Source organism: Flavobacterium geliluteum (genome assembly GCF_017948595.1).
Lineage (GTDB): Bacteria > Bacteroidota > Bacteroidia > Flavobacteriales > Flavobacteriaceae > Flavobacterium > Flavobacterium flavipigmentatum.
In genome coordinates this window covers 40248-61611 of the sequence record NZ_JAGFBV010000026.1, presented here as the reverse complement: position 1 = coordinate 61611, position 21364 = coordinate 40248, and the positions used below count along the sequence as shown (strand labels likewise).

Here is a 21364-nt window from a genome sequence, read left to right as displayed (position 1 = left end):
AAAAATATTAAATCTACTAATAAGAGCGGGACTAAAACATTCCGCCACCACCTTTATTAGTGTTGTCATCTCTTTGTTTACGTTGCAAAGTTTTGCTTTTCGCACCTCCAAAATTGTAGGTTAAACCAAAATAAACCGTTTGGCTCTCCCAAGTAAATTCTCCGGTTTGCGGATAAGGATACAAACTATCAAAAGCATATCTCATTGTATTGAAAACATCATTAAAACGTACGCTTAGATTCATTTTGTTGTTTAATAAAGTGTATCTCGCGCCAGTGTCAACTTTGTACATCTCTTTTCTGTTATTTTGAATTTCATTAACAGGACCTCTGTAGAATCCGAATAACAAAAAGCTTAAACGTTTATTGGCTTTAAAATTAGAGTTTAATCTCGCGTTAAATGCCGATGTAGTAACGCTTCTCTCAAGAGGGCTGCTAGTTTGAGTTACCGGATCATAAGCAAAAATTACTCCTTCTTGATTGATGCTTGAGAAATCAATTGACGGCTGGATATCCCACCATTTTGTGATTTTATAATTGGCAGAAACCTCAAAACCATACGATGTATTGCTATCATTGTTTGTAAAAGTCATGATTTGTTTCTCGTTTGTAGCGTCATTTTCATCAGGATATAGTACTCTGCTAATCTGATCGTTAATTCTTCTCACAAAAACTCCGGCAGTAAAACTTCCTTTTTCAAGGGTTTTGGTATAATTCACCTCAACTGAGTTTGTAAATTGAGGACGTAACTCTGGATTTCCAAAAGAAGTTACCAATGGGGTCGAAAATTCACGAATAGGCTTTGTTTGCTCTAAGCTAGGACGGTCTACACGACGGCTATAACTCAACTGAAACATGTTTTTTTCGTTCAAATTATATGTTAAATAAGCAGACGGATACAAGGTAATATAGTCATCATCAAACTTCGTTTCGCCGCGATTTAAGTTGGCCGCAACTTTATAACTCTCAAAACGAGCTCCCACTTGATAGCTAAGTTTTTTAAATTTTTGTCCAAAAGTTACATAGGCAGAATAAATATCAATATCATACGTATAGTTAGAAATCTGATCCTCAACTGCAACCGAAGAATTACCTGTGATGTAATTATTCTCTGTTCTTGTTAATCTTGCCTCAGCTCCGGCTTCAAGTGTAGATTTTTCGCTTAACGGATTTACGTAGTCAATGTTTAAAGTACTTAGTTTTTGGTCGTCTTTAATATTATCTGTATAAAAATTATTGCTCACCGAATTGTTGGTCAAGGTGGTGTTGGTGTCAAAAAAAGCATTTTGAGTTTCTTTTGAGTCGTTATAATTTCCTTCAACGTCTAATGTATGTCCTTCTTTGAATATGTGTTTGTAAGCCAAATTGTAAGTTCCGTTAGTACTTGGTCCATCATATTGTGATTTCTGAAAAAGGTTTCGGGTCTGCGAACCATTAAAATAATCAATATTGGTGTCTACATATCCTATACCGGTCGATTTGTTTTGATTGGTATAAATCGAAATAGTATTGTTGTCGTTGATAAAATAATCCATCCCGATTTTATACAAATACGATTCGTTATCATTCAAAATATCTAGTCTTTGTTGGATATCCTGATCCAATCTTAATATTTCTCCTTTATTGTGATATGTTCCAAAATTTTGACCTGCATTTCCAAAGAAATTTACTTTTCCGGTTTTGTAGTTCAAGTCTAAAGATTGATTGTATTTGGCTGTTTCTCCAAAAGTAATTCCGCCACTATAACTTCCGTTAAAGCCAGAATTAGCATTTTTATGCAACACGACATTAATGATTCCGGACATTCCTTCTGGGTTATATTTTGCACTTGGATTGGTGATCAACTCAATTTTTTTGATAGATGTTGACGGAATTTGCTTCAACAATTGCGCTGGGTCAATATTGGTCGGTCTTCCATCAATTAAAACACGAACATTCGAATTTCCGCGAAGCGAAAGTTTTCCGTCCTGATCAACATTCACAGAAGGAATATTGTTCATAATATCAGAGGCCGAAGCTCCTGCGGTAGTCAAATCTTTTCCAACAGTAATTACTTTTCGGTCAATTTTTTGTTCGATAGTCGAGCGCTCACTAATGATGTTAACACCTTTTAGTTGTGTCGCTTCTTCTTCCAGCCCTACTTTAAAAATCGCTTCTTTTTTGTTGTCACTTAAAAGTACAGAACCAATGTATTTTCTAAAGCCAATGTATTGAATTTCGATGGTATAATTTTTTAAAGCCAAATTTTTAATGATAAAATCACCATTATCGTCTGTATTTACGCCCGATACTACTTTTCCGTTGTCTTTAATCGACACGGTAGCGTAAGAGATTGGGGCGTTGTTTGATTTTTCGGTAATTTTTCCGGAAACTGTTCCTGAGTTCTGAGCTTGCGCTATTCCCATTACACCCAGTAATGCGAACAGAAAGAATTTTAATTTCATAGTTTAATTTGATTATTTTGATTGATTGATGATGCTTATTTTTTTCTTCAAATAAAATCTGAAGTTGCTATTAAGACTCTTTAATTCCCGATATGTTACAGGAAATTTTGAAAAAAAATGTAATTTTTTACAGAACGGCTGTTTTAGAGCAGTTTAAGGTTTTGATTTTTTAATAAAAATCACCTTGTATTGATGTGATATTTTGAGAAATTTAGATCGATTTGTTTTATTTTATATGTTTTTCGTTTTCTCTAATTGATGAATAAGCAGTATATTTGCTCACTTTAAAAATAAGTTTACATGTCATTATCACAAATTCTTACACCCTCTATACAAAGCGCCATCCAGGCATTATTTGATGTAACTGTTGATAAAATCGAGTTTCAAACTACTAGAAAAGAGTTTGAAGGCGATATTACAATGGTTATTTTTCCTTTATTGAAAGTAATAAAAAGTAATCCTGCCGAATTAGGAAATAAAATCGGAGATTATCTTGTTGAAAATGTTGCCGAAGTTGCCCGTTTTAACGTGGTTTCAGGTTTCTTGAATATCGTAATTGCAGACACTTATTATTTGAATTTCTTTAATGAAATAAAAGACAACAATACGTTTGGATTTGTAACGCCAAACCCAGATGATAAAGCAATAATGGTCGAATATTCTTCTCCAAACACCAACAAACCGTTGCATCTAGGTCACGTTCGTAACAATTTGTTAGGATATTCTGTTGCTGAAATTATTAAAGCTTCGGGTAAAAAAGTATACAAAACACAGATCATCAACGATCGTGGAATTCATATCTGCAAGTCGATGTTGGCCTGGGAAAAGTTTGGAAACGGCGAAACACCGGAAAGTTCAAATTTAAAAGGAGATAAATTAGTTGGTAAATATTATGTTGAGTTTGATAAAGCATACAAAGCCGAAATCAGTCAACTAATGGAGACGGGCAAAACAGAGGAAGAGGCAAAAAAACAAGCTCCGATTATTATTGAAGCACAAGAAATGCTTCAAAAATGGGAATCTGGGGATGAAGAAGTTATTTCACTTTGGAAAATGATGAACCAATGGGTTTATGATGGTTTTGCAACGACGTATACTAATTTGGGAGTTAATTTTGATAAATATTACTACGAAAGCAATACCTATTTGTTAGGTAAAGACGTGGTTCAGGTAGGTCTTGATAAAGGTGTTTTTGAGAAAGATCCTGATGGTTCTGTTTGGATAGACCTTACAGACGAAGGTTTAGACCGTAAAATCGTATTGCGTTCAGACGGAACGGCGGTGTATATGACACAAGATATTGGTACTGCGATTCAGCGTGTAAAAGATATGCCGGATGTTGGAGGAATGGTATATACTGTCGGTAATGAACAGGATTATCATTTCAAAGTATTGTTTTTGATTCTAAAAAAATTAGGTTTTGATTGGGCTTCAAGCCTCTATCATTTATCTTACGGAATGGTAGATTTGCCTTCCGGAAAAATGAAAAGCCGTGAAGGAACTGTCGTAGATGCGGATGATTTGATGCAGGATATGACCGATACGGCAAAACAAATTTCTGAAGATTTAGGTAAATTGGATAGTTACTCTGAAGAGGAAAAAGCCAAATTATACAAAACAATTGGTTTGGGGGCCTTAAAATATTATATCTTAAAAGTAGATCCTAAAAAACGTATTTTGTTTAACCCAGAAGAATCTGTTGATTTTGCTGGTAATACGGGACCTTTTATACAATATACGTATGCGAGAATTCAATCGATTATTCGTAAAGCCGATTTTGATTTTTCAGCGAAAGCGGATATCCAAGAACTACATGAAAAAGAAAAGGAACTGGTAAAACAAATCGAACTTTTTCCGGAAGTCATTCAAAATGCGGCGCATAACCACAGTCCGGCTTTGCTTGCCAATTATACGTATGATTTGGTAAAAGAATACAACTCGTTCTACCAATCGGTACACATATTGGGAGAAGTAGATTTGACCAAAAAAATATTCAGAGTACAGCTTTCTCAAAAAGTAGCCGAAGTGATTAAAGCTGCTTTTACACTATTAGGAATTGAAGTTCCGGAGAGAATGTAAAAAAGCAAATTTGTTCTCATATAAAAAAGGCCAGTCGTTCTAAAACTACTGGCCTTTTTACAACTAACACAAACATTTTTATTTTACAAACTTGTCGATAATGGCATCAGTATCGGCTTTTTTAGTGTCTGGTTTTAAATCAAACAAAAGCGAGTAAAGTGCTTTTTTATCTACTTTTGCTTCCAGGTTTAAGTCTTTATGTCTGTCAAAGAGTGTTTGCCATTTGTCACGTACGTTTTTCCAAAGTACCGTATTCTCTTTCCACCAGTTTTGTGCTGCGATACATTTAATATCCGGAACTTTAGTGTATACATCCATTCCTTTTTCTTGCGCAAGCAAAACATCTTTTCCGCTATTATCTCTGATCAACTTGTCATTGTCCTCCTCATGGTTCCAGCCCGTAGCAGTAATTTGGTGAATATTTCTTCTCTTCAAAACATTATAATCATTGCGCTTTGTATGTTCTCTTCGCGGAAGCGGAGCATCTGTAGTATTGGTCCAATAATTTTGCCCATCAACATGTACCCATGTGGCAGATCCTTCATATCTTGGGCTATCATCTACTTGATATACTTTTTGTGTCCATTGCCCTTTTACGTCTTTTTTGTCTCGTTTTTGATACTTCCAGGAGGTGTTTTTATCAAAGGCATAAAAGTCGGTATTTTCGAATAACCAATCTTGTCTCCAGTGTTTGATGATCATGTCATCGCTCACAATCAGTAAATGCTGCATTACGATTTTATTTGGAGTGTCTTCTACCAATTCTACCCATTCCAAACCACTTTCATGTTTTGTTGGAGAGGGTTTGTATGTAAGGGTATCTTTAGGATATTGAAAAGTTTCGGCAAAATTAAATTTCACTTCATAACAACCACACATCGACTTAATCGATTTAATATCTTGTTGTTTTTTAGCATCCTGACCAAATCCAATGCTGCATGTCAAGGCCATTACGGCCGAAAAATAGAGACTTTTTGTAATCATAATTCTTTTCTTTTACTTTTAAAAAATTTCAGCAAATATATAAATTTTATTTAGATTGAATAAAAATAATTATATATTTGCCGAGTTATTAAGAATGAATAAAAATAATGAAAATAAAAATCACCCTTTTTACAGTGCTTCTTTTTGGACAACTTTCTCACTCGCAGGAGAAAGACACTACGGCTGTAAACAAACTTTCTGAAGTTGTTGTGACAGGTCAGTTTAAGCCTCAATCGATAAAAAAGTCTGTGTTTAATGTGAGACTGATAACGAGTAAAGACATTCAGAATCTAGCAGCTACGAATTTAGCAGATGTATTAAATCAGTATTTGAATATTACAGTAAGACCAAGCGGAAACGATGGGCGATCAACTGTTTCTATGTTTGGATTGGATGCGCAATATTTTAAAATTTTAGTAGATAATGTACCATTGGTTAATGAGGCCGGTTTAGGAAACAATATCGATTTGTCTCAGATAAATTTAAATGATGTAGAACAAATCGAAATAATAGAAGGCTCAATGGGAGTTACACACGGAGCAAATGCCGTGAGTGGTGTTTTGAACATTATTACAAAAACGTCATCAAAGTACAAATTGAGTATTGCTGCAACGGCTCAGGAAGAAACTGTTGGCGATGAGTATTCTCTTTTTGATAAAGGACGCCATATCCAGAATTTAAAAGTTTCTTATAATATTAATAAAAACTGGTTTGTCTCTATCGGAGCAAACAGGAATGATTTTCAGGGTTTTTTAAGTACTAAAAAAGGAAAAGATTATAGCGAAAATGACGGTTTACGCGGTTATACATGGCTTCCAAAAGAGCAATTAAATACAACAGCTTTAATTTCATACAAAAAAAATGATTTCAGCTTTTTCTACAAATTTGAATTTTTAGATGAAGATGTTGATTTCTATAACAGTACAGTGCAATCTGGTTTTAGTACAACTTTGGGTTCGTACAGATATTCACTTGATAAAAGATACTTAACCAATAGATTTTTTCATCACTTAAATACAACCGGAAAAATATTCTCTCAACTTAACTATAATGTTTCTGTTTCACATCAAAAACAGGCAAGAGATGTTGAAAATTTTAGATATTATCTGGCTGCTAAAACGGAGGCAGATAATGTTAAAGTAGAAGATCAATCTATGGAAGTGTTGTATTCTACAGGAACTTTAAGCAATTTCTTTCCGAACAGTAAAGTCGATATGCAAATTGGTTATGAATTTGTAAACAATCTTGGGTTCTCTTTGGTTCAGGAAGCTAATAATGTATTTGTTCCGGTTACCAAACGTCTTGAGAATTATGACTTTTTCGTAGCTTCAGAAATAAAAGCGACAGAGCGCCTTTCAATTAGACCCGGACTTCGTTTTTCTGATCAGTCAAAATTTAAAGATCAATATGCTTCTTCTTTAGGACTGCGTTATTTATTCGAAAAAGGAATTGAGCTTCGTGGTTCTGCCGGAAAATCTTTTAGAACACCGACTTTTAATGAATTGTATTCTAAATTAATTTTTGATAGTCACTTTTTTATCGGAAACGAAAATCTTGTTCCTGAAACAAGCAGCTCTTACGAAATCAGCCTTAAAAAATTAACGCTTTATTCGTCAGGATTGCAAATGTCGAACATGCTTACAGGTAGTTTTCTGGATGTAAATGACAGAATCGATATGGCATTGGTTGGTTTCAATGACGCAACCGGATCGCCGGAATACCAATACATCAATATTAGTAAATATCGAATGTGGAATGCTTCAACAATGCATCTATTTAAAAAAGACAATTTGACTTTTAATTTTGGAGCTTCTTTGGTTGGAATATCTCAAAAAATTGACAATCTGACTTTTACTTCAGATGATAAATTTTTGTATTCTTTTAATTTGAATAGCAGTATTTCTTACACTGTTCCAAAATGGAATACTGTTTTCTCCGCCTATTATAAATACAATGGAAAATCCCAACAATTTATAGAAACTAGCAATGCTTTTGTTATTTCAGAAATAGATTCAAGCAATTGGCTTGATGCTTCTGCGAGAAAGACTTTTTTCAATAATAAATTAGAAGCTACTATTGGAGCAAGAAATCTATTTGATATAAAAAATATCAATCAAACAAGAACGAGTGAAACTGCAGGACATGCAACTTCTAGTGAAGTAATGCTTGCCTACGGACGTTCTTATTTTGTAAAATTAACATATAACCTTAATCTTTAATATAAATCAAATACAATGAAAAAATCATTTTTAATCTTATCATTTGCCTTACTAAGTCTCGCGTCTTGTTCTAGTGACGATGAAGCTTCTGTTGAAATTCCTTCTGTTGGAGCTGTTTTACAACCATCAGTTGGAGGGCCAAACCAGCCAAATCAGGTTTATCTTGATTTAAGCAGTGAGGAATCTAAATCTGTAAACAGAACTGCATGGGATTTCGGATTCTCAACTGGAGCTGACTTTAGAGTAGTGATCAACGGATCTCTTAAAATGGCTGTAAAAAAATTAGAAACTACTGATATGTCTTTGGTTCAGACTAGCGACGCTAATGTAGCTGTTGGAGGTGGTACAACTCTTTCTTCTAATGGATTTGTTGATAACCCAACCGGAGTTTTGGCTGGTGCTGGTGCTGGAATCGGAACTGCAATTGCTGAGATTTCTGCTAATGATGCTGACAACAAAGTATATTTAGTAAATCTTGGATTTGGTATTGGTACTACTAAACCGGCTGTTGGTTCAGCTGCTGTTGATGGTGATGCTAGAGGGTGGAAAAAAGTTAGAATCTTAAGAAACGGAACAGGATACAAAATTCAATATGCCGACTTAGCTGCAACTACTTTTACTGAAAAAACAATTACTAAAGATGCAGATTTCAACTTTACATTTTTTAGTTTGACAACTGCAACTACTGTTGCTGTTGAGCCTCAAAAAACAAAATGGGATTTGAATTTTACAACATTTACTAACTACCTGAATATGGGTACTGGTGATGTAACTTATGGTTATGCAGATTTTATTACTACAAATTCAAAAGGAGGAACCTTGGCTTACCAGGTTTTAGTAACAGAAGCAGTAACGTATGCAAATTTCACAAAAGCAAGTGTAGTGGAGGCTAATTTTACAGTTTCGGCAACAGATCAAAGAGTTATTGGTGCTAACTGGAGAATTGGTGGAGGACCAACTACTTTACCAAGTGTAAGAACAGATCGTTTTTATGTAGTGAAAGATGCTTCCGGAAATTACTATAAAGTAAAATTCCTCGCAATGACAAACCAAGCAGGCGAAAGAGGACATGCTGCTTTTGAGTACGCAATTTTATTATAATTGAATGAGTTAGTGACTTTGTTTTTTTTATTTTTTTTTGGAAAAGGGGTTGGATTTATCTGACCTCTTTTTTTATTTCTAAGACATTCCAGTATTGGTTTTTCCGAATGAAATAAAACAGCTTTAAACTTTAAACCTTTGCGCCTCTGAATCTTTGAAACTTTCTAACTTTGTTCTATATTTGCAACTTCAAAAAAAACAATACTATGTTTGATAATTTAAGTGATAAATTAGATAAAGCGTTCCATATATTAAAAGGACACGGGAAAATTACAGAAGTAAACGTTGCCGATACCTTAAAAGAAGTGCGTCGTGCCTTATTAGATGCCGATGTTAACTTTAAAATTGCAAAAGATTTTACCACCAAAGTAAAAGAAAAAGCAATTGGTCAAGACGTTTTAACGACGCTTCAGCCAGGACAATTGTTGGTAAAGTTAGTAAAAGACGAGTTGACAGAGTTGATGGGAGGCGATGTCGCAGGGATTAATCTTTCTGGAAATCCTTCGGTTATTTTAATGTCGGGATTGCAAGGTTCTGGTAAAACGACTTTCTCAGGAAAACTAGCCAATTTTTTAAAAACAAAGAAAAATAAAAAACCACTTTTGGTAGCGTGTGATATCTACCGTCCTGCGGCGATTAATCAGTTGCATGTAGTGGGAGATCAAATAGGAGTTGAGGTCTACTCAGAGCCAGAGAATAAAAATCCTGTTGAAATTGCACAAAACGCAATCAAACACGCCAAAGCAAACGGCTTCAATGTTGTGATTGTCGATACCGCCGGTCGTTTGGCAGTAGACAAAGAAATGATGGACGAGATTGCTCGTGTTCACAAAGCCATTCAGCCACAGGAAACCTTGTTTGTTGTAGATGCAATGACTGGGCAAGATGCTGTAAATACTGCAAAAGCATTCAATGATATCCTGAATTTTGATGGAGTTATCTTAACCAAATTAGATGGTGATACTCGTGGTGGAGCTGCAATTTCGATTAAATCGGTTGTAAACAAACCAATCAAATTTGTTGGTACAGGCGAAAAGATGGAAGCAATTGATGTTTTCTATCCAGATCGTATGGCCGAGCGTATCTTAGGGATGGGTGACGTTGTGTCGCTTGTAGAGAGAGCGCAGGAGCAGTTTGATGAAGAGGAAGCCAGAAAACTGCAAAAGAAAATCGCTAAAAACGAATTTGGTTTTGATGATTTCCTTACTCAGATTCAACAAGTGAAGAAAATGGGTAATATGAAAGACTTGGTCGGAATGATTCCGGGTGCTTCAAAAGCCATGAAAGATGTAGAAATAGAAGATGATGCTTTTAAGCATATCGAAGCCATCATACACTCGATGACACCAGTCGAAAGAAGTAAACCTGCCATAATCGATGTAAAAAGGAAAGCCAGAATCGCCAAAGGTTCGGGAACCAAAATTGAGCAAGTAAACCAGCTGATGAAGCAGTTTGAGCAAATGAGCAAGATGATGAAAATGATGCAGGGCCCGGGCGGAAAAAACCTGATGAAAATGATGGGAGGCATGAAAGGAATGCCAGGCGGAATGCCGAGATAAAATAATAAAAGTTTCAAGTTTCATGGTTCAAGTTTTGAGCCTGAAATTTGAAACTTTTTTAATATAACAACATATCAGTTCCATTTTTCAAAACTTGAAACTTGAAACTAAAAATTTTAAACTTGAAACTTTTTTAAACAATGCAACTACTAGACGGTAAAAAAACATCAGAGGACATTAAAAACGAAATAGCAGCCGAAGTTCAATCGATAAAAGATGCGGGAGGCAAAGTGCCTCATTTGGCCGCAGTAATCGTGGGAAACAACGGAGCAAGTTTAACTTACGTAGGAAGTAAAGTAAAATCTTGCCAGCAAATTGGTTTCGATTCAACTTTGATTGCTTTACCCGAAACTATTACTGAAGCTGAGTTGCTTGATAAAATAAAAGAGCTAAACGAAGATGATAACCTGGACGGTTTTATTGTACAGTTGCCGTTGCCAAAACATATCGACGAGCAAAAAATTTTAATGGCAATTGATCCTGATAAAGATGTCGATGGTTTTCATCCGACCAACTTCGGTAAAATGGCGCTAGACATGGAAACATTTATTCCAGCTACACCATTCGGAATCATGCAATTATTAGAGCGTTACAACGTAGAAACTGCCGGAAAGCATACTGTTGTTATTGGTAGAAGTCATATTGTAGGTCGTCCAATGAGTATCCTGATGAGCCGTAAAGGAAATCCGGGAGATTCAACTGTTACCCTAACGCACAGCCGTACAAAAAACTTAGCCGAATTTACTAAAAATGCAGATATTATTATTACAGCTTTAGGAGTTCCTGAATTTTTAAAAGGAGATATGGTGAAAGACGGAGTTGTAATCGTAGATGTTGGAATTACAAGAGTTGACGATGCATCAAACCCAAAAGGTTATGTTATAAAAGGGGATGTCGATTTTGATGAAGTAAGCAAAAAGTCATCTTTTATTACGCCAGTTCCCGGTGGAGTAGGACCAATGACAATTGCAATGTTGCTTAAAAATACGCTTCTGGCACGTAAAATGAGAAGCGCAAAAAAATAATTTTTGTTAAGATTACGATAAAGAGAGCCTATTCTAATCAGAGTAGGCTTTGTTGTTTTTAATAAATAATTAGTATTTTAAAGTTTTAGGTTTAAAAAAATAAAAGATACTTTTGCAGCACTTAAAAAAAACTTCTCCAATGGACGATTATTATTCGTTAGTATTAAACTGAAAATAGCTTTTTGAATCTTTCAAAATGCTGTTATAAAAACTTATAATTTTGAAATGAAAGCCTTTTACAAAAACAACAACGGAGTAATCGCAATTCCAGAATGGACTTCAAATTGCTGGATAAATATTGAAAATCCAACCGCAGCAGAACGAAAATATTTGTTGGAAGAACTTCAAATTCCCGAAGCATTTTACAATGATATAGAAGATGTTGATGAAAGACCTCGTATCGAGATCGAAGACGGCTGGACACTCATCATCATGCGTGTGCCCATAAAAAGCGACGATGTGAAGCTCCCTTTTCAGACCGTCCCGATGGGTTTGATTTTTAGAGAAGATATTTGCGTTACGATCAGCTTTTACAAAACAGAAATTATTGCCGACTTTGTACTGTATTCTCAACGAAAAAATATCGAAATCAGAGATAACCACGATTTGGTGCTCCGATTATTGTTGTCTTCAAGTGTCTGGTATTTAAAATACCTCAAACAAATCAATCAGAAAATAAAGCTCGCAGAAGATAATTTAGAAAAATCAATCAAAAACGAAGAATTACAGGCTTTGTTGCAAATCGAGAAATGTCTCGTATTTTTTATCACTTCCTTAAAAGGGAATGATGTTTTATTTCATCGAATAAAAAACTTAAAAGCACAAAAAGCCAATTACGACCTCGATTTGCTGGAAGATGTTGAAATCGAATTGAGTCAGGCGCAAGATACCGCAAACATTTACAGCAATATTTTGACCGGAATGATGGATGCTTATGCTTCGGTAATTTCGAACAACATGAATAATATCATGAAGCAAATGACCTCCATTTCAATCATCTTAATGATTCCCACCTTAATCGCCAGTTTGTATGGGATGAACGTGCCAAACGGCCTCGAAGAAAGTAAATACGGAATCTGGATCCTGCTTTTTGTTTCAGTTGTGCTATCTGCTTTTGGCGTATTTTTGTTTAAAAGACGAAGATGGTTCTGATACAATTTTAGAAAAAAAATATACAAATTAGTGTAAAAGTCTGTTTATTAGAATAGGCTTTTTTTGTTCTATATATTGGGCGTGACCGTATTTACAAAAGGCGCATCGTAACAACCGCATATTGCGCGCCTTTTGCAAATACGGTCGGGCTATCCGCACTGCTTTGGCAGTTAGCTCCTATCCCTCACGCATTTTCTCGGTAATAGTGGCACTGGTTTTGGTGAGATTTTTAAGTGTTAAAGAGTTGTTTTTACAACAGTAAATAAAAAGCTATTTTTTGTTGCTCAATTCAAAATAAAACATAACTTTGCAATACAAAGTACTTTAATTATGAATCAAAAGCACCAGGAAGACTTATCACATATTCGCTCAATGATGGAGCGTTCTTCAAGATTTATATCCCTAAGCGGACTCTCAGGAGTTTTTGCAGGATTGTCTGCCTTGATTGGCGGGTTGTATGTGTACCAACTGTTAGAGTTAAACGGGCTCGATTATCTTCATGACGAGCATAGATTGTATTCGGGCAATTTGGTTTCAGAGTTATTTTGGATCGCTTTTATCGTGCTAGTATTTGCATTTGCGTTCGGTATTTTTTTTACCATCAGAAAAAGCAAAAAATACAATTTGCCTATCTGGACAACCGCCACAAAAAAAATGCTTTTCAATCTTGCCATTCCTCTCGTTGTCGGAGGTGTTTTTTGTCTGTCACTTTTATACCATCAAATTTATGTGTTGGTGGCTCCTGCTACTTTAATTTTTTATGGTTTGGCATTGATCAATGCAGAAAAATACACATTTTCAGACGTGAAATATTTAGGCTTTAGCGAACTTCTTTTAGGTTGTGTTTCTCTTTTCTATTTAGGATACGGCTTGGTCTTCTGGATATTGGGATTTGGCGTTCTACACATTTTATATGGACTGGTGATGTTCAAAAAATATAAATAAACCTCAATGGGAATTATTGATAAATTAAATAAAGATTTTGAAAGTCGCGTCAGATTAGGCATCATGTCTATCCTGATGGTCAATGATTGGATAGATTTTACAGAAATGAAAACGCTTTTGAACATCACAGACGGCAATTTGGCAAGTCATTCCTCAGCTTTAGAGAAATCTGAATACATAGAAGTAAAGAAAGAATTTGTGGGTAAAAAACCCAAAACTTCTTATAGGGTCACTAATAGAGGACGTGCGGCCTTTAACGAACATTTAAATAGTCTTGAAAAATTAATGAAATCCAATAAATAAAATTTTTTATCCAAAAACTTTGAATTACAAAGTACTTTTAAATTAATCAACATGAAAAAACATCATTTTATTTTAGTCAGCAGTTTGATTTTTACACTGCTTTTTTACAATCAGGGATTAGGCGTAAATCTCGCCCTATTCGGAATGGCTCTTACAGCCCTAATTTGCTATCACTTTCAGGAGCAATTTACCAGTCGCACACATTTGGTTTTGGTGCTGACATCGGTTTTGTCGTGTTTTGCGTTTGCCTGGTACGGCGATTTTGTTTCTTTTCTAGCTTTGGCCTTGTCGGTTCTTTTTTTGCAATTTAAAACGCAGGAAAACAACCTTAAAGTGGTACAGGTTTTTCCGCTTATAATAGTAAATGCATTTGCTTCTTTAGGTCGCATCCTCATGTTCAGCCAGTGGCTTCCGGAGCGTAAAATTCACAACAACTTAGCCAAAAAAATCATTGCCTATTTTATTATTCCTTTAGTATTTTTAGGGCTGTTTCTTATCGTTTACTCTTTCGGAAGTGCGCATTTTTCATCGTTATTTACCGATTATTATTTAGACATAGACGTTTGGCAGCTGATCATTATTGCGGTCCTCGGATTTTATATTTCTTTTAATTTCTGGAATTATTGGATCCCTGAAATTTGTTACGAAAAAAATGTACTGTTAGACAATGATTTTAGTACTGAAAGTAAGAATCAAAGGCAAAATACATTTTCGTTTCTGGATATTGATTTTGAGAGAAAAAGTGGTGAAATTACTTTGTTTTTGCTCAATGCTTTGCTTTTGGTTTTTATAGCGACATATATTTACGAACAGTTTTTTGAAGTTATTCAAACATCAAATTTAAGCGCTGATACACACGAAAGAGTAAATGCTGTTATTTTTTCTATCGTTATGGCTGTCGGAGTCTTGTTGTTTTATTTTAAAGGCGGATTTAATTTTGATGAAAAAGCCAAAAAACTAAAACGTCTCTCAAAAATTTGGATTTTTTTAAACGCAGTTCTGATTACAAGTACTATTTTCAAAAATTCAGAATACATTTCTTTTTATGGACTCACTTACAAAAGATTAGGGGTTTATGCTTTCCTTATTTTAGCAATAATTGGGTTGTTTTATGCTTTTCTTAAAATCACCAAGCAAAAAACCAACGCTTATCTTTTTAATCAAATGCTGTGGTATTTTTACGCGACAATTTTGTTGTGCAGTTTTATCAATTGGGGAAACCTGATTACGACCTATAATATTTCTGTAAATAAAGGAGTTGAGCCAAAATTTTTGAGTAATTTAAATTTTAATGATGATGCACGTCGCGAATATTTTCTGCTTCATTCTCTTGATGGGCAATTTATAGAGTCATATCGAGAGGAGGAAATTGCCAGAAGACAAAAAGATCCTTTGCTGTCAAAAGTTTTTTATTACGAATTTGTAAAAGACAAAAAATAATTTTAAAAACCCATTCAGTTTAGAATGGGTTTTTTTAGAATTTCAAGAGTGTGTAGGGCTATTTTTATGAAATGTTGAGGTGTAAAATTGTTAATTAATATAGTTATTACAAAGGGTTAAAACTTATTAAGAAAATCTTTATTATATTTGAATTATGAAAATTTAAAATTTTTGTATTTCCAAAACAAATAAGCAAGATTTTGCTTAAAAATTTAAGTAATCAATAATTTAATCCTAATAACAAATACCATGGAAAAAACTACCCAAAAATCGTGTACTGAAATTAATTTACCTCCAGGCAGTGTGATCGTTTCAGGAGAAAGTACTCCTCAATTAGGGAGCGTAACATTTCCTCAGACAAAGTCTGTAGATATTTTATCACCTTATGTGGAGGCATACTATAATGCCAAAGATAATTCGCTTACTGCAACCGCTGTTGTTTATGTTGATGACACGACTATTCAAAATGGAACATTTTATTATAGTGTGTTTCAAAACTCATATATAGATATTGCAGGAGCTCCTCAATTGCAATTTTTTATTGTGTACGACATGCCAGAAGAATTATCAGTGAATTTTGGTATTTATGAAATAACTTTTCAGGCAGACGCAACTATTTTTTCTGGTGGACTTTCAAATGTAGAATCAATCCAGACTTTTTTGTGGGATGCTGATCCTATAACCTCAAGAGGTACCGAAACAACCGTTCAACACGGATAATTAATAAATAAAGATTCTTACTTAAATGACGTAAAAGCGACAGGAATAAGTCTTGTACGCTTTTATGTCATTGTCATCTTTTAAATATAAAGCATAATAGTGTAATGATTAAAATTAGATCGTTTACTTATTTAATATTATTTTTTGTTTCCTTACCTCTCTTTTCACAAGAGTCACAACATGTTGTTTCCTTGATAGATACAGAAGTTAAAGCCAAATCCCTACAATTTAAAGAGAGGGTTAATTTTGATAAAGCTCAAACATTTTTCAGAGAAAGTAACTGGGATTCGACTTTAGTTTACTCCATGAAAGAAATGAGTAACTCTAAAAATATTGAACTCATAGATTATTGTCATTATTTTAGGGGAATTAGTTTTCAGGAAAAAAAACTACTCGATGAATCTAAAAAAGAGTTTGGTAAAATTTCACAAAGTTTCCGCTTTCTTTTTAAGGTTAAAATGAAATTAGGTGAAATTGCTTTAGACCAAAAAGAATTTAAAAAAGCATTAAAATATTTTCAACAAGTCGAAAAAGCATCTAAGATTGCTTCTCATGATATGAAAAAAAGTACTGTTATACATAACATAGGCCTATGTTATTTACATCTTGAGAAATTCGATAAGGCAGAAAAGTATTTATTCGAAAGTGTGAAATTACAAGAAATTCAAAAAGATACTTTAATGATTATAAGTTCTTATATGGATATTGCTAATTTATATTACACACAATATAAAGATGCACAGGCAATTCCGTATTTTCAAAAAGCATATTTTTTATCAAAAAAGGCCAACTCATTTAATTTGAAAAAAACGGCAGCTATGAATATGGCCGTTGTAGAAGAAAATAGAAAAAATTTGTCGCTGGCATTGGCTTACAGAAAAGAATACGAAATATGGAAAGATTCTTTAAACGATCAGAATAAAGTTTGGGCCATTGCTGATCTCGAAAAAAAGTTTGCGATAAAACAAAAGCAAAAGGAGGTAGATGTTCTTGCAGCTGAAAATAAAGCAAAAATAGCCGAGAGAAACGGATTTATTCTTTCTTCGGTTTTACTGTTCGTATTGTTTGGTACAGGCGTTTATTTTTATCGTCAGAAGATAAAAAGTAGTAAGATCATTTTGGCTCAGAAAAATGAGTTAGACCAACTGAATGCAACTAAGGATAAGTTGTTTTCGATAGTAAGTCATGATTTAAGGTCTTCGGTCAATGCTTTAAAGACGAGTAATGGCAAACTGATGGAAAATCTGGAAAATAAAAATTTTACAGAGCTAGATGTTTTGCTTCATAACAACAGCACCATAGCCAATGGCGCTTATAATTTATTGGACAATTTGCTCAATTGGGCTTTGTTACAGACCAAGCAAGCTTATTTTTATCAGGAATCGCTGCATTTGGCTTCTATTGTACAGCATGTAGAGTACAATTATAAACCCTTGATGCTAAACAAAAATCTCCATTATAAAAATAATGTTTCTGCGACAGATTATGTATTTGCAGACATGGATTCTCTCAAAATAATGATTCGAAATCTGCTGGATAATGCCATTAAATTCTCCAAAGAAAACGGAACGATCTCTATTTATACGAGACCTTCATCAGAGGATTTTTGCTTTTTGGTGATAGAGGATACGGGATCTGGAATGAATGATTCAACAAAAGAAGAATTGCTTAAAGACACCGTTTTACTTTCGAAAAAGAAAGATGACGAGGCGATAGGAACTGGCTTAGGAATGCAGTTGTGTAAAAGCCTGATTCGCAAAAATGGTGGAAAATTAGACATCGAAAGCGAAGAAAATGTGGGTACTAAAATAATCATTGCATTACAAAAGTTTAAAAATCATGGATAATATTAACGTACTTATTATCGAGGACACTCCTGTTGAAAGTGATGCGCTTGTAAAAGTCCTTACGGAAAACAATTATAATGTTGTAGGTGTTGCTGCAAACTATAACGATGCACTAAAACTTTTTTATCAAAACACGGTTGATATTGTTATTATCGATGTTTTTTTAGATGGAAAACCAGACGGAATCACTTTTGCAGAAACCATCAATATCGTTCCAAATGGATTAAAACCATTTGTTTTTTTAACGAGCTCTAAAGATCGCCAAATTTTTGAAAGAGCAAAATTGACTAAACCTTTCAGTTTTTTGTTGAAGCCGTTTAATGAACTCGAAATTCTCTACGCATTAGAGATGGCAGTGGAGAAGTTTTACGGTCAGGCGAATGTTTTTCACAGCGAAGATCAAAATACAGTGGTAAGCAACGATTCCCTTTTTATCAAAAAGAATAAAGTTCTAAAAAAAGTCCAAGTAGAAGATATTGTTTATATCGAGGTGGAAGATCGCTATTGTAACATCATAACTGAAGTTGAAAAATTTGTTATTTTAATATCATTAACCAAAATTATACAGCTTTTGGATGCGACTAAATTTTGTCAGACACATCGCAATTATATCGTAAATATTAGTAAAATTGAAGAGATAATTGTCAATGATAACTTGGTGATACTAAAAGGGAATCATAAAGTAACTTTAAGCGATAAGTATAAAGATTTTGTGAAAAACTTCCGAATTTTGAGATAACGGAATTATAAATCAAAAAAAAGAGCCTTTTTTTAAGGCTCTTTTTTTTTGATTCTAAACAAATTAGTAATCTCCTTTTTTCTTAAATCGAGGATCATTTTTTGAGATGAATTCGGTTCTACGCTTTGGTGCTTCCGTTTTTGGCAAGCTAGCTTCCTGAGTTTTACTCGATGGCTCGATTAACGCATTTAGTTCTTTGATTTCGGCATCTGTTAGATCGCGATAGCGCCCCACGGGAACGTCCAGTGAGATATTGATAATTCGAATACGTTTAAGAGCCGTTACTTCATAGCCTAAATATTCGCACATTCTACGAATCTGTCTGTTCAGTCCTTGAGTCAGAATGATTTTAAAAATGTATTTACTAATTTGTTCTACTTTGCAATCTCGCGTTACAGTGTCCAAAATCGGTACTCCACTTCCCATTCGTTGTATAAAACGATCTGTAATAGGTTTGTTCACGGTTACGGTATATTCTTTTTCGTGGTTGTTTCTGGCACGTAAAATCTTGTTTACGATATCACCATCATTTGTCATAAAAATCAACCCTTCGCTCGCTTTGTCTAGTCTTCCAATTGGAAAAATACGTTTTGGGTAATTGATGTAATCGACAATGTTATTTCGAACCTCTAAATTGGTAGTGCATTCAATTCCAACAGGTTTGTTAAAAGCCAAATAAACCAATTTTTCGTGTTTCTCAACGATTAATTTTCCATCAATGCGTACTTCGTCACTTGGAGAAACTTTGGTTCCCATTTCTGGCACAACACCATTTATTGTTACGCGTCCTTCTTCAATCAATTTATCGGCTTCACGACGGGAGCAATACCCGGTTTCACCAATAAATTTATTAAGACGTTTTAAATTCTCTTCCATGATGCAAAAGTAGTCAAAATTTAGATTTTAGACTTCAGATTTCAGTTTTTAGATTTTTCCTTTCAAAAAATATCGTAAATCAGAATCTTAAAAAGTCTCTATTCCTTTAAAACTTTAAAAATTTATGAGAACAAAAAATCATAGACTTTTTGATACAATTCATCATCATGCATGCCGTGTCCCAAACCTTTGGTTTCAATAAACTGACTGTTTTTCCAGTTGCTGGCAATTTTTTTTCCTTCTTCAAAAGCAACGATTTTATCAGTGGTATCGTGAGCAATTAACCCGGAAACATTAAATTGAGAGGCAAATTTTTGTCCTGAAAAATCCTCTAGTTTAAAATTGAAACGTGTTAGGAAGCGATCCTCCAAGAGAGAGTACATTTTAGTATTCAGGCTTAGCATCGAAACATAATTGGTTATCAAGATTTTTAAGTCTGAGGGTGCTCCAAGAATTACCATTTTATTGATACTTGTATTTGGAAATAAATATTGATGATATACGCAAGCCGCACCTCCAATTGAATGTCCGATTATGATAGACGGCTGGTATTTTTCTACCGCTTTGTTGATGAATTCGGCATAAAGTGGCACATTAAATTCTTTTCCACTGCTTTGTCCGTGAGCAGGGGCATCAATGGCAATAATAGTACTTCCTGACTTTTGTAAATGAGGCAATGTTTTTTTCCAGCGGGAAGAATTGCTTTCCCACCCGTGTACGAGAAGTATTTTGGTTTCATTTCCTTTCCAAATATACGTTTGAAAATGATGTTCGTTGTGATGAAAGGTTTCTGTTTCTGTATTTCTTAAAACTTTAGGTAAGTTTTCTTTCTGCAATCGACCAATTCTGGGCTGACTAAAAAGTGCGTACGAGAGCGCTATGGCTTTTTGCGGTCGAACATGGCTTAAGAAATTGATGTATTGTCCAACCGATTTTACGGTAATAAAACGTATTCCTTTTTTAATTCCCAAAACAAGTGGTTTAATGATGAAAAAATATAAGTATTTGCGATCTGATCTAAAAAAGTTCGCCACGAATAACACAAATTTAGCACGAATTTTTATTCTTAGATATAAAGAAAATATAAATTAGTGAAATTAAGGAAATTCATGGCAAAAAAAAGTCCCGATTAGATCGGGACAATGTTATTTAGAATTTAGAGAACAATTGTTCCATTTTTTCTTTTTCTTCTTCAGCCAATGCGCTGTCAACCAAAATTCTTCCAGAGTGCTCATCAGTAATGATTTTCTTTCTTGAAGCAATCTCTACTTGCGTTTGAGGCGGAATCGTAAAGAATGATCCTGCAGAAGCACCTCTTTCGATAGAAACTACAGCCAAACCGTTACGAACACTGCTTCTGATTCTGTTGTAAGCAGCCAATAATCTTTCTTCTATCTGAGCCGAAAATTCAGCAGATTTCTCAGACAAGAAGATTTCTTCTTTTTGAGTTTCTGCCATAATTGCATCCAATTCAGATTTTTTATGTTTCAAATGCGAACTTTTAGCATCAAGTTTTTCCTTTAAATTAGAAATAACTTCTTTTTTATGCTCGATAGAAGCTTTCATTTCTTTGATTTGCTTTTCAGCCAATTGAATTTCTAATTCCTGAAATTCAACCTCTTTAGTCAAAGAATTAAATTCTCTGTTATTACGAACTGATTCTTGTTGTTTTGTGTATTTTTTGATAAATTCTTTGTGCTCATCAATAGCATTTTTCTTTGCTTTGATTTGCTCTTCAACCACCTCAAGTTCACCTTTCAGTTTCTCTGAACGAGTGCTTAAACCTGCAACTTCATCTTCTAAATCTTCAACCTCTAAAGGAAGTTCTCCTCTTACGTTTCTGATCTCGTCAATTCTAGAGTCAATAAGCTGTAAATCGTATATTGCTCTTAACTTGTCCTCAACACTTAATTCTTTCGTATTCGCCATATT

At 34.3% G+C, this 21364-nt stretch carries 17 protein-coding genes; 12 read left to right on the top strand and 5 right to left on the bottom strand.

Annotation, left to right across the window (positions count from 1 at the left end; all coding sequences use genetic code 11):
- Positions 1-31: 31 nt before the first annotated feature.
- Positions 32-2443 carry a TonB-dependent receptor domain-containing protein gene (locus J3495_RS15100; protein WP_210667372.1) on the bottom strand — a complete coding sequence of 804 codons (2412 nt, stop codon included), beginning with the start codon at positions 2441-2443 and terminating at the stop codon, positions 32-34.
- A 300-nt stretch (positions 2444-2743) separates the two neighbouring features.
- Between J3495_RS15100 and argS the strand changes: the two genes are divergently transcribed.
- Positions 2744-4522 carry an arginine--tRNA ligase gene (gene argS / locus J3495_RS15095; protein ID WP_210667371.1) on the top strand — a complete coding sequence of 593 codons (1779 nt, stop codon included), beginning with the start codon at positions 2744-2746 and terminating at the stop codon, positions 4520-4522.
- Between the two features lie 78 nt (positions 4523-4600).
- Here argS and J3495_RS15090 read toward each other — a convergent pair whose 3' ends face one another.
- A complete protein-coding gene (locus J3495_RS15090) occupies positions 4601-5506 on the bottom strand; it encodes a DUF6607 family protein (protein ID WP_210667370.1) in 906 nt (301 codons plus the stop codon).
- A 107-nt stretch (positions 5507-5613) separates the two neighbouring features.
- Here J3495_RS15090 and J3495_RS15085 point away from each other — a divergent pair, with 107 nt between their 5' ends.
- The 11 genes from J3495_RS15085 (at position 5614) to J3495_RS15035 (ending at position 18556) form a co-directional block, all read left to right on the top strand.
- The gene (locus J3495_RS15085) at positions 5614-7725 is read left to right on the top strand and encodes a TonB-dependent receptor plug domain-containing protein (RefSeq protein WP_210667369.1); all 2112 of its coding nucleotides are present in this window, start codon (positions 5614-5616) and stop codon (positions 7723-7725) included.
- Between the two features lie 15 nt (positions 7726-7740).
- Positions 7741-8826 carry an HmuY family protein gene (locus J3495_RS15080; RefSeq protein ID WP_210667368.1) on the top strand — a complete coding sequence of 362 codons (1086 nt, stop codon included), beginning with the start codon at positions 7741-7743 and terminating at the stop codon, positions 8824-8826.
- A gap of 206 nt (positions 8827-9032) precedes the next feature.
- Positions 9033-10385, top strand: a complete 1353-nt coding sequence (ffh, locus tag J3495_RS15075; RefSeq protein WP_210667367.1) for a signal recognition particle protein — start codon at positions 9033-9035, stop codon at positions 10383-10385.
- Positions 10386-10525: 140 nt separating this feature from the next.
- Complete coding sequence (locus J3495_RS15070; protein WP_210667366.1) at positions 10526-11410, top strand: bifunctional 5,10-methylenetetrahydrofolate dehydrogenase/5,10-methenyltetrahydrofolate cyclohydrolase; 885 nt, start codon at positions 10526-10528, stop codon at positions 11408-11410.
- 225 nt (positions 11411-11635) lie between these two features.
- Positions 11636-12562: a magnesium transporter CorA family protein gene (locus J3495_RS15065; protein WP_210667365.1), complete on the top strand. Its 927-nt coding sequence runs from the start codon at positions 11636-11638 to the stop codon at positions 12560-12562.
- Between the two features lie 330 nt (positions 12563-12892).
- The gene (locus J3495_RS15060; RefSeq protein WP_210667364.1) at positions 12893-13507 is read left to right on the top strand and encodes a hypothetical protein; all 615 of its coding nucleotides are present in this window, start codon (positions 12893-12895) and stop codon (positions 13505-13507) included.
- 6 nt (positions 13508-13513) lie between these two features.
- Positions 13514-13810: a winged helix-turn-helix domain-containing protein gene (locus J3495_RS15055; protein ID WP_210667363.1), complete on the top strand. Its 297-nt coding sequence runs from the start codon at positions 13514-13516 to the stop codon at positions 13808-13810.
- Between the two features lie 51 nt (positions 13811-13861).
- The gene (locus tag J3495_RS15050; protein ID WP_210667362.1) at positions 13862-15250 is read left to right on the top strand and encodes a DUF4153 domain-containing protein; all 1389 of its coding nucleotides are present in this window, start codon (positions 13862-13864) and stop codon (positions 15248-15250) included.
- A gap of 249 nt (positions 15251-15499) precedes the next feature.
- Positions 15500-15970: a hypothetical protein gene (locus tag J3495_RS15045; RefSeq protein ID WP_210667361.1), complete on the top strand. Its 471-nt coding sequence runs from the start codon at positions 15500-15502 to the stop codon at positions 15968-15970.
- 191 nt (positions 15971-16161) lie between these two features.
- The gene (locus J3495_RS15040) at positions 16162-17817 is read left to right on the top strand and encodes a tetratricopeptide repeat-containing sensor histidine kinase (RefSeq protein WP_236025478.1); all 1656 of its coding nucleotides are present in this window, start codon (positions 16162-16164) and stop codon (positions 17815-17817) included.
- Positions 17810-18556 (top strand): LytR/AlgR family response regulator transcription factor, encoded by a 747-nt coding sequence (locus J3495_RS15035; protein WP_210667359.1) that lies wholly within the window; start codon positions 17810-17812, stop codon positions 18554-18556. Before J3495_RS15040 ends, J3495_RS15035 begins: the two co-directional genes overlap by 8 nt.
- A gap of 63 nt (positions 18557-18619) precedes the next feature.
- On the opposite strand, the gene rluF is transcribed toward J3495_RS15035, so the two are convergent.
- The 3 genes from rluF to J3495_RS15020 all read right to left on the bottom strand — a co-directional run bounded on the left by rluF (position 18620) and on the right by J3495_RS15020 (position 21361).
- Positions 18620-19432, bottom strand: a complete 813-nt coding sequence (gene rluF, locus J3495_RS15030; RefSeq protein ID WP_210667358.1) for a 23S rRNA pseudouridine(2604) synthase RluF — start codon at positions 19430-19432, stop codon at positions 18620-18622.
- A gap of 122 nt (positions 19433-19554) precedes the next feature.
- Positions 19555-20403, bottom strand: a complete 849-nt coding sequence (locus tag J3495_RS15025) for an alpha/beta fold hydrolase (RefSeq protein WP_210667357.1) — start codon at positions 20401-20403, stop codon at positions 19555-19557.
- Between the two features lie 178 nt (positions 20404-20581).
- Positions 20582-21361 (bottom strand): zinc ribbon domain-containing protein, encoded by a 780-nt coding sequence (locus J3495_RS15020; RefSeq protein WP_210667356.1) that lies wholly within the window; start codon positions 21359-21361, stop codon positions 20582-20584.
- Positions 21362-21364 lie beyond the last annotated feature (3 nt).

Bases quoted from the DNA above. Each gene is read 5' to 3' on its own strand.
- J3495_RS15085 (WP_210667369.1), top strand. From the start codon at position 5,614: ATGAAAATAAAAATCACCCTTTTTACAGTGCTTCTTTTTGGACAACTT.
- J3495_RS15045 (WP_210667361.1), top strand. From the start codon at position 15,500: ATGGAAAAAACTACCCAAAAATCGTGTACTGAAATTAATTTACCTCCA.
- J3495_RS15065 (WP_210667365.1), top strand. From the start codon at position 11,636: ATGAAAGCCTTTTACAAAAACAACAACGGAGTAATCGCAATTCCAGAA.
- J3495_RS15070 (WP_210667366.1), top strand. From the start codon at position 10,526: ATGCAACTACTAGACGGTAAAAAAACATCAGAGGACATTAAAAACGAA.
- J3495_RS15100 (WP_210667372.1), bottom strand. From the start codon at position 2,443: ATGAAATTAAAATTCTTTCTGTTCGCATTACTGGGTGTAATGGGAATA.
- J3495_RS15035 (WP_210667359.1), top strand. From the start codon at position 17,810: ATGGATAATATTAACGTACTTATTATCGAGGACACTCCTGTTGAAAGT.
- J3495_RS15020 (WP_210667356.1), bottom strand. From the start codon at position 21,361: ATGGCGAATACGAAAGAATTAAGTGTTGAGGACAAGTTAAGAGCAATA.
- J3495_RS15060 (WP_210667364.1), top strand. From the start codon at position 12,893: ATGAATCAAAAGCACCAGGAAGACTTATCACATATTCGCTCAATGATG.
- J3495_RS15090 (WP_210667370.1), bottom strand. From the start codon at position 5,506: ATGATTACAAAAAGTCTCTATTTTTCGGCCGTAATGGCCTTGACATGC.
- argS (WP_210667371.1), top strand. From the start codon at position 2,744: ATGTCATTATCACAAATTCTTACACCCTCTATACAAAGCGCCATCCAG.
- J3495_RS15080 (WP_210667368.1), top strand. From the start codon at position 7,741: ATGAAAAAATCATTTTTAATCTTATCATTTGCCTTACTAAGTCTCGCG.
- ffh (WP_210667367.1), top strand. From the start codon at position 9,033: ATGTTTGATAATTTAAGTGATAAATTAGATAAAGCGTTCCATATATTA.
- rluF (WP_210667358.1), bottom strand. From the start codon at position 19,432: ATGGAAGAGAATTTAAAACGTCTTAATAAATTTATTGGTGAAACCGGG.
- J3495_RS15055 (WP_210667363.1), top strand. From the start codon at position 13,514: ATGGGAATTATTGATAAATTAAATAAAGATTTTGAAAGTCGCGTCAGA.
- J3495_RS15050 (WP_210667362.1), top strand. From the start codon at position 13,862: ATGAAAAAACATCATTTTATTTTAGTCAGCAGTTTGATTTTTACACTG.